Source organism: Streptomyces sp. NBC_00306 (assembly GCF_036169555.1).
Taxonomy (GTDB): Bacteria; Actinomycetota; Actinomycetes; order Streptomycetales; family Streptomycetaceae; genus Streptomyces; species Streptomyces achmelvichensis.
Genome location: NZ_CP108032.1, coordinates 7,883,088 through 7,897,024, shown reverse-complemented (window position 1 = coordinate 7,897,024; position 13,937 = coordinate 7,883,088). Strand labels below are relative to the sequence as shown.

The following is a 13,937-nucleotide window of genomic DNA, read 5'->3' as shown; positions in this document are numbered from 1 at the left end:
ATGAGTTTGAGAATTGACACTCCATCACACCATGAGAATTCTTGACCAGGCCAATAATCCCCGTTCATCAGGCGAGGAAAAATGCTTTCCATTTCGAAGTGGGGCGTGGCGGCAGCAACGGCCCTCTCGCTCGCAGCTCTCGCGGGTTCCGCCTCCGCGTCCAACGATCCGAACGACTTGGACCGAGACTGGAGCGTCAAGCGCACGGAGGTCATCGATCTGACGTCCAGGGGCTCAGCACCCACCATGGTCGACAACGGGGCACCCGGAGCCGGGGTCGGCGACCAGATCATCATCACCGCGAACCTCTTCCGCGGTGGTGCCGCCTATGGCACCGAGGGAGCGGTGTGCACCCGAGTGGCAGCACAAACCAACCTCTGCACAGGCACTTTCAGCCTTCCCCGGGGACAAGTGGCGTGGCAGCACCTGCAGACCATCACTCCCGGTGCCCCGCCCAGCGACTTCGACCTCGCCATCACCGGCGGCACCGGCGCGTACGCCACCGCCCGTGGCCATGGTCACGTCGCCCGCGTCTCGCAGGCAGGCGGAGCCCTCACCCTCTACGTCGTGCGCTGATCCCTCCCGGCCACCACACATCCACTGGACCGTCCCCGCGCGTGCGGCGAGCAAAGCCACGTGCGGGGATGCGGCTTCACAGCGACGGCACAAAGCGACGTCCCCCCTTTGCACGGTCTGCGTCTCGACGCCGGCACATGATCCGGCTCAACCTCTGTTCCACCGTGCAGGCTCAGTCGATGCGCATCGACGTGACTTCGTAGGCGACGGCCGAACTCATCGTCGGCCCGCGGCAGGTCAGTTGATGCGGAGGTGTGCGATAGGCACGCACCTCGACGTCGAGTGCCGGCGGGTGAGGCGGGCGGCCGGTGAGGCGAATCCGCCAGCCGCCGCTGTCGCGAGACGTGCCGGCGACCGCCCAGTCATGCCGGCCGGCCGGGCCGAAGCGTCTGAGCGCCGCTGCGACCGCTGCCTGCTGCGGCGGGAAAAGATCTGTGTACCCGCGCAGATATCCGGCGTGAATACGCCCGGCAAGGTGCTCTTCGACCGCTGCGACAGACGACTTGGCATCGAGATCGCCGTAATAGACACCGTCCGGCGCGACGACGACGTTGGCGGCGAACCGGTCACCGCCGACGTGCGTGCATTCCCACACCAGATCCGGCCAGCGTTCGCTCAGGACACGGCCCACGGGCCGTCCTCGTACGGCGCAACAGGTGTCGTGCCGCCCGTGGGTGCAGACGAGGAGCACCGGTGGAGCGCCGAGTTCTCCGGGGGCAGCGAGGGCTCCGACGATCTCCGCCAAGTCCTCGTCCCGTTGCCACGTGCCCCATTGCTGGCGGTAGGCGCCGGACCTCTCGTGGCGCAGCACCGCCCAGCGACCAGGCCCCTCGCGCGTGGAGCGTGCGTGCCGCCTGACCAGAAGGATCCGTGCGCGTGCCGCCTGGGCGGCGGTGAACACCAACTCTTTGATCCTGGGCTCCAGATCGAGGCCGTCGAAGCCGTTGGCCGGCCACGCGCCTCGGTACTCGATGAGGACCCAGACCAGTCCGTGCGGCGCTGTACCCACGATCGAGTCGCCGCGTATCCGGGCGGCGTCGGAGCAGAAGAAGCGTTCTGGCGCAGTCACCGCGGCGACGTCACGGTTCGGCGGGCACCAGTACGCCCGCGCGCAGCAGTCTCCGGACGAGTTCGACCCCAAGATCACCGGCGGTGCTCACCTCGCCGTCGAGCAGGCGGGTCACCGACGGCAGATCGGCTTCCGGGAAGTCGAGCCAGCCCACGCGTGTGCTCAGGCGCAGGCCTTCCAGCCGCGCCTCCAGAGCTGCGCGGAGCCGCACCGGCGACTCTGGGCGGAGGCCGTCGACCGTCTTGAGCTGGGCCAGCGGTCCCAGCGGCGCCGGACGTCCCTGGCCTCGGCGCGTGCGGTGGAACAGCGGGGCGGATTCGGCGTCCGTGACGGCAGCGACGAGGCGTTTGCGGACGAAGTCGATCTCCTCGGCCGGCCCGTCCACGCCGAGCGGCAGGGACCGGCGCATCTGGAGGTCGTCACGCAGCATCGCGAGTGCGGACTGGACCAGGTGTTCGGCCAGGGTGTAGCGCGTCCAGGTGTGGATTCCGAGCGTCAGGTGGATCGATACGTTTCCCTGCGCCTGGGCGGCGTGCAGCCAGCCCCGAGGCAGGTAGAGGGTATCGCCGGGCTCGAGCACCGTGTCGATGTGGGCCTTGCCCTTCGCGGCCTCCGCCACGGCCGAGCGGTGATCGGTCCAGGGCTGATCGCGCAGTGGGTCGCGGTGGACGGGCTCGTGGATGACCCAGCGCTTGGTGCCCTCGATCTGAAGGACGAAGACATCGTGGATGTCGTAGTGGTCGTCGAAACCGCGGTTGTGCGGCGGAGTGACGTAGGCATTGGCCTGCACCGGATGTCCGAGCTCCGTGCTCAGCCGGGCGCTGAGGTCCGCGACCGGCTCCCATGTGCGCTGCAGAGCCTGCAGAACGAGCGTGGAGCCGTCCGCGAACGCGCGCCACACGGCCGTGTCGTCGAGCTGGTCGGAGATGGTTGCACCGACCCCGGCAGGCGAAGTAAAGGACTGCTCGGGCAGCGTGGAGCCCTCCTTGGCCACGCGGAGGAAGGGCGTACGCAGTCCGCGGCGCGCGATCAGTTCGTCTACGGCTTCGGCAGAGAACAGGTCGGAGAAATCGCTCGCGCGGCGTGTGAACAACGCTGTCCGCGCCCAGACGTCACGGGCGAACTCCTCCTGGCTCAGTCCGGTCAGCCGTGTTTCCAGAACCCCGGCGCCTGGTGTGGCGCCGGTGCTCTGACGTTCGGTTCGGAGGGAACTCAAGAGCGGCTGCCGGACTCGCCGGCGCCGCCGTCGGCACCGCCGTCATGAACACCGGGCGTACCGGCCGCACCGCCGTCCGCGGGCCCCTCCGCACCACCATCGGCACCGCCGTCTGCACCACCGTCATGGACACCGGGGGCGCCGGCCGCACCACCATCTGCGGGACCTTCGGCGCCACCGTCGGCACCACCGTCATGGACACCGGGCGTACCGGCCGCACCACCGTCCGCCGGACCTTCGGCACCGCCGTCGGCACCACCGTCATGAACACCGGGCGTACCGGCCGCACCGCCGTCCGCGGGCCCCTCCGCACCGCCGTCAGCACCGCCATCGGCACCGCCGTCATGAACACCAGGTGCACCGGCCGCGCCACCGTCCGCGGGCCCCTCTTGCTGGTTCGGATCCTGTTCGGCGTCAGCCATCATTCCTCCTGGGAATCCAACGACCGGGACCGGGCTCCCCAACTGGCATCTGATCGTCTTACGGGCGATCCCGGATGGGCATTGCCCACCATCACCGTATCGCTCCAGGACGAAAGCCTCGATTCGGGCAGAGCGGCGGATGAGTCACTCAGTACGGGGGTGGATCGAGCCGGTTCGGACCTCGGCCCGGCCGTCCCCTCGCCTGGAAGCCGCGGCGACCTCACCCAAGCCACGCGAACGGTCACGCTGGGTTATCGCTGCATGTCGTACAGCCCTTCCTCACTTCGGCCGTCGGGGAACAGGCCGCGATGAGGGAACGGCTGAGGCCCCGTAGTTCGGTGCGGAGGCCATCCGGCGCGGCGCCTGAGGTCGTCCGGGGGCAGTGGGCGAAGCCGCGTTCGACCCGGGGCACGTCCGGCGGCCGGGGTGCGGTTGGCCTCCCGTTCGGCGGGTGCGAGCTGCGGGCACGGGTGGCCTCGAAGCCGGTGACGACCACGGAGGCGTCCCCGTCTCCGTGGCATCCGGCAACGGGGCCTCCGCATAAACCCGTTGGCGAGCCACGGCGACCGCTGCTAGCTTTCCGGAGGCCGTGCGAATGAACGAGGAGGTGGTACCCGTGAACGCTGTATCGACATGGGTGCTCCCCTCCGGGGTCACGGTCGGACGATAGGTCGTCCGGGAGCGCCGTTCAGGAGCACTCCCGAAAGGCACGACCATGCACTTCACTTTTGAACAACGCCTCGACGACGGCGTCCTCGAACGCGAATTCACCCTCGGCGAGATCCCCGGCACCCTGTGGACGCCTGAGTCCTCCGCACCGGTCCCGCTGATCCTGATGGCCCACAACAACGGCCTGCCCAAGCGGGAACCCCGGTTGGTGGCCCGGGCCCGGCACTCTGCGGCGTGCGGCTACGCGGTGGCCACCATCGACGCTTCCGGGTGCGGTGACCGGCCTCGTTCCGCCGACGAGGAGCAGGCTCGCGCCGAACTCCGCCGGGCCATGCAGGCGGGCGAGCCGGTCGATGAGATCTTCGAATCCTTCATCGGCCCGCTGGTCGAAAGGGCGGTCCCGGACTGGCGGACCACCCTGGACGCCCTCCTCTCGCTGCCAGGGATCGGCGGCCCCGTCGGCTACTCGGGGTGGACCGCCGTCGGCATCCGGCTGGCGGTGCTCGAGCCCCGCATCGCGGCCGCCGGCCTCTTCGCCGGGGGTTACGTGCCCCGCGCCCAGCGCGAGGAGGCCCGGCAGGTCACCATTCCGCTGTTGTTCCTGCTGCAGTGGGACGACGAAGGGAACCCCCGGCAGCGGGCCCTGGAGCTGTTCGACGCTTTCGGCACCAAGGAAAAGACGCTGCACGCCAATCTGGGCGGGCACACCGGCACCCCGTGGTTCGAGGTGGAGGACGGGAACCGGTTCTTCGGCCGGCACCTGAAGTGAGGCCGGGCCGCCAGGCCGACAGCTGACAGTAGGCGCCGTCGGCCAGGACGCCGTCATCGAGGACAGGTCCCGGCCCTCCTCGGTGGCGGTGGCCCCTGGCAACAGCGGTGCAATGCACTCCGCTCTCGGTCCGAGGTCGTGCCCTCGCCATGCTGCTCCGAGGGGCCGATCAGGATTCCCGCACCACGCCGACCGCCGGCACGGATGGCGAGGGGTCAGGGGCGGCCGGCTCCCAGAGTGAGCCGGGACCGTGGCTCGACCGGCTCGTCGCGTGCTGCTGCCCACAGGGAGCGGACATGCCCGAGGTGCCTAACCATGCATGCCTCCGCGGCGGCCGCGTCGCCGGAGAGCATCAGGTCGAGCAGTTCGATGTGCTCCTCGGCCGAGGAGATCAGCCGGCCCTGCTCATCGAGCCCCTTGAGGCCATAGAGCCGGGACCGCTTGCGCAGGTCCCCCACCGTCTCGACGAGCCGGTCGTTGCCGGCGAGGGCGAGCAGGCCGAGGTGGAACCTGCGGTCGGCGTCCAGATAGCCGATGAGGTCGTGGTCGCGGGCCCGCGCCACGATCTCCTCGGCCAGCGGGCGCAGTTCCTCCAGTTGCCCGGCGGTGGCGCTGCGGGTGACCCGGCCGATGGTGGGCACCTCGATCAGCGCCCGCAGTTCGGTGTACTGGTCCAGGTCGCGCTCACTGACCTCGGTGATCCTGAAGCCCTTGTTCCGTACCGGTTCGACCAGGCCCTCCCGGGCGAGGTCGAGCATCGCCTCGCGCACGGGAGTGGCGGAGATACCGAAGTCGGCTGCGAGAACGGGCGCCGAGTAGACGCTGCCGGGCCGGAGTTCGCCCGCCACGAGCGCCGCGCGCAGTGCGTGGGCGACCCGGTCGCGCAGGCGTTCCTGGGCCGGGATCAGGTCGTCCTGCTTCAGCTGGCCCATGGCGCTTCCTCCGGGGGTCCGCGGGAAGCGCCAGCGTACAATGTCACGTTGCGCTGCCCGCAGGTACCGGGCACATACTCGGGGGTCGCCGGGCCGCACCGCTCAGAGCAGAAACCCTCCTGGGAAAGGGTCGGACGGGTCGAGGAAGTACTGCGCCGTGCCCGTGATCCACGCGCGGCCCGTGACGGTGGGGACGACGGCGCTCAAGCCTCCGACCATGGTCTCCCCGACGAGCCGGCCGGTGAACTCGGTGCCGATGAACGACTCGTTGACGAAGTCGCGGTGCAGCGGCAGCAGACCCCGCGCGTGCAACTGGGCCATGCGGGCGCTGGTTCCGGTGCCGCAGGGCGAGCGGTCGAACCAGCCGGGGTGGATGGCCATGGCGTGGCGCGAGCGTCGGGCGTCGGAGCCCGGGGCCGCGAGGTAGACGTGCTTGAGGCCGCTGATGGCCGGGTCCTCGGGATGAACAGGACGGTCGGCGGCGTTCACGGCGTCCATGACCGCCAGTCCGGCGGCGAGCAGGTCGTCCTTGCGGGCCCGGTCGAAGGGCAGGCCGAGGGAGTCGAGATGGACGACAGCGTAGAAGTTGCCGCCGTACGCGATGTCGTAGGTGACCGTGCCGTGGCCGGGTACGTCGACCTTGCGGTCCAGGGCGAGGCAGAACGCGGGGACGTTGGTGAGGGTGACGGAGCGGGCCGCACCGTCCTCGACCTGCACGTCGACACTCACCAGCCCGGCCGGGGTGTCGAGGCGGACGGTGGTGACGGGTTCGGTGACGGGCACCATGCCGGTCTCGACGAGCACGGTGGCCACGCCGATGGTGCCGTGGCCGCACATGGGCAGCAGCCCGGACACCTCGATGTACAGGACCCCGTAGTCGGCATCGGGTCTGGTCGGCGGCTGGAGGATGGCTCCGCTCATCGCCGAATGGCCGCGCGGCTCGTACATCAGCAGCGTACGGATGTGGTCGAGGTGTTCGATGCAGTGCAGACGGCGCTCGGCCATCGTGTCTCCGGGGATCACGCCGACGCCGCCGGTGACGACGCGGGTCGGCATGCCCTCGGTGTGGGAGTCGACGGCGTGGAAGACGTGACGCGTGCGCATGGTTTCCCTCCTGGCCGGGTTGTGCGCCTGTTCGGACGTTCGTGGTTCACCGGTGGCCTTCGGCCAGCGCCTTCTCGGTGGCCGCCCTCACCGCGGCGTCCTGCTCGGCCGTCAGTGGCGTACGCGGCGGGCGGGTGGGACCGCCGGGGCGGCCCGCCAGGTCCATGGAGCGCTTGATGGCCTGGACGAACTCGGTCCGCGAGTCCCAGCGCAGCAGGGGATGCAGTTCCCGGTAGAGGGGCAGCGCCGTCGCCAGGTCGTGGCTGACGGCAGCCCCGTAGAGGGTGACGCAGGAGCTGGGCAGTGCGTTGGGGTATCCGGCGATCCAGCCGACGGCGCCGGCAAGGGCGAGTTCCAGAAGGACGTCGTCCGCGCCGATCAACAGATCGAGGGACGGCGCGAGTTCGGCGATCTCGTAGGCCCGGCGCACATCACCGCTGAACTCCTTGACGGCGACGATGCTGCCCTCGTGATGGAGCCGGGCGAGGAGGGCCGGGGTCAGGTCGACCTTGGTGTCGTAGGGGTTGTTGTACGCGACCACGGGCACACCCGCCCGGGCCACCTCGGCGTAGTGCGCGGATACGGCGTCGTCGTCCGCCCGATAGGCGTTGGGCGGCAGGAGGAGCACCGATCCGGCCCCCGCCTCGGCGGCGTGCTCGGCCCAGCGCCTGGCCTCGGCGCTTCCGTACGCGGAGACGCCGGGCATCACGCGGTCGCCGCCTCCTGCGGCCTCGACGGCGGTGTGTACGACGCGGGAGCGCTCGTCGTCGGTGAGGGTCTGGTACTCGCCGAGTGAGCCGTTGGGGACCACGCCGTCGCAGCCCTCGGCCAGCAGCCGGGCGACGTGTGCGCCGTAGGCGTCCAGGTCGACGGAGAGGTCCTCGCGGAGCGGAAGGGCGGTGGCGACCATGAGGCCGTGCCAGGGTCGGGTGCGGAGGGCGGGTGCGGATGCAGTTGTCATGGGCGCTCCTTGGGTGAGGTGTGACGGTTGCGGGGCGTGGCCCGGTCCTGCGGCGTCCCGGGATCAGCTGCCGGGGTCGCCGATTCCGGATGCGCCCGTACCCGGCAGCTGTGCCAGGTTGCCCAGGAGGACCGGGCAGGACAGCGGACGGCTCTCGGGGGGTGGTTCCCGGCCCGCGAGCGCGGCCACCGCGGGCGCGCACATGCGGCCCTGGCACCAGCCCATTCCGGCCCGGGTCAGCAACTTGACGGTCCGTGAGTCGGCGGCGCCCAGCGTTTCGACGGCTTCGCGGACCTCGGCGACCGTGACCTCCTCGCACCGGCACACCGCGGTGGCCGGGGCGAGCCACTCGACCCAGCCTGGCCCCGGCCGGTGCGCGGCGGCCATCGTCTCGGCGAAGGCCCGTCGACGGGCGCGGCGGCGGGCAAGAACCCTTGTACGCGGTGGCAGTTGTGTTCCGTGCAGCTCGTGCGCCACGTCGTGACCGGCCAACCGACCTTCCAGCAGGGCCAGTTCCACGCCGCCGATACCGCCGGTCTCACCGGCGGACCAGATTCCCGGCACCGAGGTGCGCTGCCGCGTGTCGAGGGCCAGAGCGACGGTCCCGTCCGCCGTCCGCCGTACGGCGCAGCCGAGAGCGGTGGCGAGCTCCAGCTGCGGCACGAGTCCGTGGCCGACCGCGAGCGCGTCGCAGGGGATGCGCCGCCCGGTGCCCGGCACCGGGCGCCAGGCGCTGTCGAGCCGCTGGACGGTCACCCCCGTCACCCGGTCGGTGCCGTGCACGGCAGTCACGGCGTGCCGGGACAGCACCCGCACCGAGCGGCGTGCCAGACCGGCGCCGAGGCGGGCGCCTTCCAGCGCCTTGCCCGGGTTGACGGCGAGGGTCCCGAGCCGGTCCGCGTACGCCGTGTAGGCGGCGGCCTCGACGATCGCCGGCACGGTGGCACCCGCCGCCGCGAGCGAGGCTGTGACAGCCAGCAACAGCGGGCCGCTGCCGGCCACCAGCACGCGGCGGCCCGGAAGCACCAGGCCCGACTTGAGCATGGCCTGCGCCCCTCCCGCCCCGACCACACCGGGCACCGTCCATCCGGGGAAGGGGAGTTGGCGCTCGTATGCCCCGGTGGCCAGCAGCAGCGTGCGGGCTCGGACGGTAACGGCCCGCTCCTCCTCCCCCGCGACCGCGTGCAGCACCCAACCGCTCCCGTCTGCCTCCGGCAGCACGGTCCAGACGTGGTGGGCGGGCAGGTACCGGATACGGCCGGCGGAACGGTGCCGGCGCAGCCGCTGCTCCCATCGGGTCCAGGCACGCCGCTTGAGGTGCGGCACGCTCGGTGTGCGCGCGCCGAGCTCCGGCGCCGCGTGCCGGTGGTACTGCCCTCCGGGACGGTCCGCCGCGTCCAGCAGGACCACGGTGACCCCGAGATCCGCGGCGGTGACCGCGGCGGTGAGCCCGGCGGGTCCCGCCCCGACCACCGCGAGATCTGCGGGCTGCTCGCCCGTCGCGCGCCCGCGGTCAGACGGCGAGTTCGGCATGTCCGGTGCCCTCCTGGGTGGTGACGGCGTCGCCGGGGCGGGCCCGCAGGAGACAGGCCCGCCGGTTGGGGCGGCCGTTGACGGTCGCGAGGCAGTCGTAGCAGGACCCGATACCGCAGAAGGCGCCGCGCGGTGCGCCGCCCTTGCGGGTGGTACGCCAGGCGAGGATGCCCGCGGCCCAGAGCGCCGCGGCGATGCTCTGCCCGGGCAGCGCCCGTACGGGGCATCCGTCGAAGGTGATCTCGAAAGGCGGGCCGAGCTCGGCCCGTTCCGGATCTGCGGGTGGCCGGCTCAACGGTCCGCTCCTGTCGGTCGGTGAGCAGAGTCCTCGAAGCGTTCGGGCGCGAAGGGCGCCGGGTCCAGCGGTGGCCGTTCACCGCACAGCGCGGCGGCGATCAGCAGTCCCGTCGCCGGCGCGAGACCGATGCCCGCGCCCTCGTGGCCGCAGGCGTGGAAGAGGCCGGGCACGCGGGAATCGGGGCCGATGGCGGGCAGATGGTCCGGCAGATAGGGCCGGAAGCCGTGGTAGGCGCGCATCACCCGGACGTGCGCGAGCAGGGGGAAGAGTGCCGCCGCCCGGGCGGCGAGGCGGCGCAGCGCTTCGCCGGACAGTCCACGGTCGAAACCGACGCGTTCGCGGGTGGCACCGATCAGGACGGGCCCGGCGGGTGTGCCCTCGACGACGGCCGAGGACTGCAGGGCTGCCGAACCGCTTGCGACGTCGGCGATGTAGTCGGCCGCGTAGACCTTGTGGCGTACGACCCGTGGCAGCGGTTCGGTGACCAGGACGAAGCCGCGGCGGGGCAGCACCGGCAACGTCGTGCCGGCCAGCTCGGCCACGTGACCGCCCCAGGTTCCGGCAGCGTTGACGACCGCCGGGGCGCTCAGCTCGCGACGGGCGGTGCGGACGCCGCGGACCGTGCCGTCCGCGCCGGTGAGGATCGTGACGGCCTCTTCGCCCAGGTACCGCTCGCAGCCGGATGTGTGCAGCAGATACGCCGCCGCGCGCGCGGGCTGGACCTGGGCGTCCTGCGGGTAGTGGAAGCCGCCCGCGAGCCACGGGGCGAGATGGGGTTCGAGCTCTCCCAGTTCGTCGGCCGTCACTTCACGGGCATCGACCCCGACCGCTCGCTGTTCATCGGCGAAGCGACGCAGTGCGCCCAGGGCCGCCTCGTCGGGCGCGACGACCACGCCCCCCTTGGGCTCGTACTCGACGGACGCCGGGAGAACCGCGGCCAGTTCACGCCAGAGCCGCACGGACAGCAGCGCGAGCTCGAGCTCCGGCCCGGCCGCCTTGTCGGAGACGAGCAGGTTGCCCTCGCCTGCGCCCGTGGTGCCGCCGGCGACCGGACCGCGGTCGACGACGGCCACACGGAGTCCGGCGCGGCTCGCGTAGTAGGCGCAGGCGGATCCGACGACGCCGGCACCGATGACGACGACGTCATAGGTCTCTGTGCTGGACACCACTGAAATGTGTCACTCCTCCGCTCCGGCGGTGGGGAATCCGCTCAGGGACCGGGTCGGCCCCGGCCCCTGAGCGGCTGGGTCAGCTGCGCAGCGGGCCCTCGCAGTGGTAGGTCGAGGTGCCTGCGCTGCCGTCGCTCCAGATGTCCACCTCCCCGAACGAGCAGTTCATGTCGGCGAGGTTGTTGGATGCGGCGCCGGCCCGGTCGAGAATGAAGTGGTCGACCGTCTCGGACATGTCCCGGAAGACGTCGTCCGGTGATCCGGCGTCGGTAAGCCGGGCGGTGACGCGCCCGGTGCAGGAGAAGCGGCGCATGGCCGCCTCACCGGCGTCGACGCACGTGGGTCCGGCAGATGTCGCGTTCTGGAAGAGCGATGCGACGGCGACCGTCGAGTTGTCCCGCAGCTGCCCGTTGGGCGTGTACTGCGTGTCGGGTACGAACAGGTCGTCGACCTCGGCGATCCGCGCGTCCAGGAAGGCGTCGTAGCCCTGCTGGATCGTGGCGTCGTCGCCGAGCCGGTCGCGCCAGGCGTCGAACGCTGTCGGGTCGTCGGCCCTCAGGTGCCGGTACATCTCCCGCAGGAGCGAGGGTCGTTCGGTCCACAGGTACTCGAAGAACGTGCCCGCGTAGTCGTAGAAGCGGAAGCCGTCCCCGTCGTACGTGGCGTGCAGCAGCCGGTCGACGCTCATCCTGGGGCCGCCGCCCGCCGTGTCGTCGATGACCCCCTGCACCAGGGACTTGCGCACGGCGACGCCGTCGTCGCGGGTGGCGCCGTCGAAGAACTCCGCCGTTCCCTCGTCCATCGCGGTCGTGCGATCGCCGCTGTACCAGGGGCCCTCCCCGAAGTAACCAGGGACGGCGAAGCGGCCGTTGAGGTAGTGGACGTACTCGTGGCGGAAGAGTTCCTCGAGGGTCAGCGAGGAGTCCTGCGGTACGCGGCGCTGGTACGTGTAGAAGGTGGCACCGCGCTCGATGTAGACGCCGCCGTTCTCGGTCCCCATGCCGGTGAGGATGGGGTGGTAGACCTCGTAGTCGCCGCGAGAGGCGTACAGCACCACGTTGAGCGCGGTGTTGGTGTCGCCGGCCAGCGGTTCCAGGGTGCCGAGCACCCGGTGGAACTGTGCTTTGACCTGCTTGGCGGCGTAGTAGAGCTGGTCGACGGTCGCACGGTCCAGGCCGGTGCGCACCTTGATCGCTCCGCTGTCGTACGTGTAGGTGTGCGGGAAGATCCGGCGTTCGATGTCTTCCTTGCACACGCTGTAGGGCTTGCACGCCTCGTAGAAGTTGAGCCAGGTCACCAGCGAGGCCCAGGGCGCGGCCCCGCGCCCGAAGGTGGCTTCGGTGACGGGCAGAAGGGCCCCGAGGTCGGGGACGATCCCCGCGGTCAGGACGGTCACCTGACCGAAACGGCCGTACTCGCCGAGGGCGTCACGGGCGACCCACGCGTTGGCGGTGCCCTTGAGATGACCGTGGCCGGAGAAGGCGCGGAACGCGGCCCGGTAGGAGGGGTTCTGTGTCACCACATTGTGGAACGCGGTGTCGCGGTTGCCGGGGTAGATGCCCAGGTAGTTCACCGAGAGCGCGGCCAGCGCGGCGCCGCCCCAGGAGGCGTCGTCGTACTGCCCCTTGTGGTAGCGGTCCATGGTGGCCAGGACCTTCTTGATGAGCGCGAGTTGACTGTGGCGCAGTCCGGGCGCACTACCGGTGTAGAGCGCCTCGCGCAGGCTCTCGGCGTTGGTCCTGGTGACGTCGAACGTGCGGGCCGCGGTGCCGAACGCGTTGACGGCGCGCCGCATGGCCTCGGTGGTCGGGACGTCGGTGACGTCGATCTCGGTGTGCGAGAAGTCGTGGTACGCGACGGCGTGGAGATAGGTGAACATCTCCAGCAGGTGGGTGGAGTTGCGGCCGTCGTGCGCTGCGGCGAGGGACGAGGCCCGGCGGCTGACGGCCTGGACATGGACGTCCGACATGACGGGCTTCAGGCGCGGGTCCCAGGTCCATATGAGGGTGCCGAGGCAGCCGTCGGCGGTGACGGACGGATCGGCGAGGAAGTCGGCGAACTCCTCGGGTGCGAGCGCCGTGACCACATCGAGGGTGCAGGGCACAGCGGTCGGGCCGGACGCGTGCTGCGGAGCGGGGGTGCTGCGCCGGCCAGGTATGCGTGCCTGCGGCAGACCACCGGGCGCGGGGGCGGCGGTGGGTGTGGAGCGGGGTGCACGGGCGAGGCGTTCCACCTCGTCGCCGGTGCGGTCGGAGGGCAGCGCTTGCGGACGGGCGGCGGCGGACGGCGGGGGTTCGACGGCACCGGCCTGCCCGAGCGGGACGAGCAGTAACGCGGCGATGGCGCCCGCGAGGAAGGGCGCGCGCATCGGTCTGAGCTGGGACACCTGGACTCCTGTGTGGGAGGTGGGGGTGGTGCAACAGCGGACGAAGCGTGCCGAAGTACCCGCACAGGCCAGGGTGTTGAGGGGTGGGAACGACGGTACGCACCCGGTAACATAGTAGTGTGCAATTTTACTGGCAAGAGGTGCGCGGAACTTGTCCCGCCCTGCGGGCCATCGACACCACGCACAACCCTGTCTGACCGTTCATCACCATCAGCCGGGCAGCAGGAGGCGGCCCGTCTGCCGCCGACTCCCCCGCCGGCTTGAGCACGCGCGCTGGGGCAGGTGGTCGACCGTCGCTCGGGCAGCCGCGAGGCCGTCACTGACCTGCGGAGAGACCGCGCTCGGCCACAAAGTCGTTCTCATCGAACCGTCGGACCGGCCTGCGTGACGATCTTCGGTGGCTCCAGGGGCGGACTTGTACGGGCGTCGGCCTGTCCCCCTTCAGACAGTCCCGCCCGCTCGGTCCGCGCCTGCCTCGCCATCCTCGGCCTCGGTCTCGGACTCGGACGCCTGGCCCGTAGGCGTCACGGTGGTCACCGTCGGCTGCCCCTTGCGCGTGATCACCGTGTCGGGGGGTCACCACGAACCCCGAACCGCAGAAGGCACCGCCGGCCGTGATGCCTACCGTGTGCTGCTCCGTCAAGACCCGCAGCCGGTCCCGCGTTTCGTCACTCAGTCGCTCCGGCACCGTCATGAACACTCCCGTTGCACACCACCAACCGACTGGCTGATCCTCCCCCACCAGAACCTGGTAAACGCCGTTGCTCGGGGACGAGTTGACGCCGAAACCGTCTCTCGCCCGCAGGCCCTTCAACAGGCGAGGGAGGAGCAGA

The 13,937-nt window shown here is 71.0% G+C and carries 12 protein-coding genes; 3 read left to right on the top strand and 9 right to left on the bottom strand.

The window, feature by feature from the left end:
* Nucleotides 1-81: 81 nt before the first annotated feature.
* Nucleotides 82-576 (top strand): hypothetical protein, encoded by a 495-nt coding sequence (locus OHA05_RS35290; RefSeq protein WP_328862846.1) that lies wholly within the window; start codon nucleotides 82-84, stop codon nucleotides 574-576.
* Between the two features lie 172 nt (nucleotides 577-748).
* On the opposite strand, the gene OHA05_RS35285 is transcribed toward OHA05_RS35290, so the two are convergent.
* Both OHA05_RS35285 and OHA05_RS35280 read right to left on the bottom strand, forming a co-directional pair.
* On the bottom strand, nucleotides 749-1,645 hold the full coding sequence (locus OHA05_RS35285) for a sucrase ferredoxin (RefSeq protein ID WP_313942145.1): 897 nt from the start codon (nucleotides 1,643-1,645) through the stop codon (nucleotides 749-751).
* A gap of 10 nt (nucleotides 1,646-1,655) precedes the next feature.
* Nucleotides 1,656-2,861, bottom strand: coding sequence for a cupin domain-containing protein (locus tag OHA05_RS35280; RefSeq protein ID WP_328862845.1), 1,206 nt, complete (start codon nucleotides 2,859-2,861; stop codon nucleotides 1,656-1,658).
* 44 nt (nucleotides 2,862-2,905) lie between these two features.
* Here OHA05_RS35280 and OHA05_RS35275 point away from each other — a divergent pair, with 44 nt between their 5' ends.
* Together OHA05_RS35275 and OHA05_RS35270 are read left to right on the top strand one after the other, a co-directional pair.
* Nucleotides 2,906-3,595: a hypothetical protein gene (locus tag OHA05_RS35275; RefSeq protein WP_328862844.1), complete on the top strand. Its 690-nt coding sequence runs from the start codon at nucleotides 2,906-2,908 to the stop codon at nucleotides 3,593-3,595.
* Between the two features lie 403 nt (nucleotides 3,596-3,998).
* Nucleotides 3,999-4,721, top strand: coding sequence for a dienelactone hydrolase family protein (locus OHA05_RS35270; RefSeq protein WP_313942148.1), 723 nt, complete (start codon nucleotides 3,999-4,001; stop codon nucleotides 4,719-4,721).
* 215 nt (nucleotides 4,722-4,936) lie between these two features.
* Here OHA05_RS35270 and OHA05_RS35265 read toward each other — a convergent pair whose 3' ends face one another.
* From OHA05_RS35265 to OHA05_RS35235, 7 genes are all read right to left on the bottom strand, one after another.
* Nucleotides 4,937-5,653, bottom strand: a complete 717-nt coding sequence (locus OHA05_RS35265; RefSeq protein ID WP_328862843.1) for a GntR family transcriptional regulator — start codon at nucleotides 5,651-5,653, stop codon at nucleotides 4,937-4,939.
* A 102-nt stretch (nucleotides 5,654-5,755) separates the two neighbouring features.
* A complete protein-coding gene (locus tag OHA05_RS35260; RefSeq protein ID WP_328862842.1) occupies nucleotides 5,756-6,757 on the bottom strand; it encodes a proline racemase family protein in 1,002 nt (333 codons plus the stop codon).
* 46 nt (nucleotides 6,758-6,803) lie between these two features.
* Complete coding sequence (locus OHA05_RS35255; RefSeq protein ID WP_313942151.1) at nucleotides 6,804-7,718, bottom strand: dihydrodipicolinate synthase family protein; 915 nt, start codon at nucleotides 7,716-7,718, stop codon at nucleotides 6,804-6,806.
* Nucleotides 7,719-7,781: 63 nt separating this feature from the next.
* Entirely contained in the window at nucleotides 7,782-9,251 is a 1,470-nt protein-coding gene (locus tag OHA05_RS35250) for an NAD(P)/FAD-dependent oxidoreductase (RefSeq protein WP_328862841.1), read from the bottom strand.
* Nucleotides 9,232-9,546, bottom strand: coding sequence for a (2Fe-2S)-binding protein (locus tag OHA05_RS35245; protein ID WP_328862840.1), 315 nt, complete (start codon nucleotides 9,544-9,546; stop codon nucleotides 9,232-9,234). The genes OHA05_RS35250 and OHA05_RS35245 overlap by 20 nt, the downstream gene beginning before the upstream one ends.
* Entirely contained in the window at nucleotides 9,543-10,715 is a 1,173-nt protein-coding gene (locus tag OHA05_RS35240; protein WP_328862839.1) for an NAD(P)/FAD-dependent oxidoreductase, read from the bottom strand. The genes OHA05_RS35245 and OHA05_RS35240 overlap by 4 nt, the downstream gene beginning before the upstream one ends.
* An 82-nt stretch (nucleotides 10,716-10,797) precedes the next feature.
* A complete protein-coding gene (locus OHA05_RS35235; RefSeq protein ID WP_328862838.1) occupies nucleotides 10,798-13,104 on the bottom strand; it encodes a collagenase in 2,307 nt (768 codons plus the stop codon).
* Between the last annotated feature and the right edge of the window lie 833 nt (nucleotides 13,105-13,937).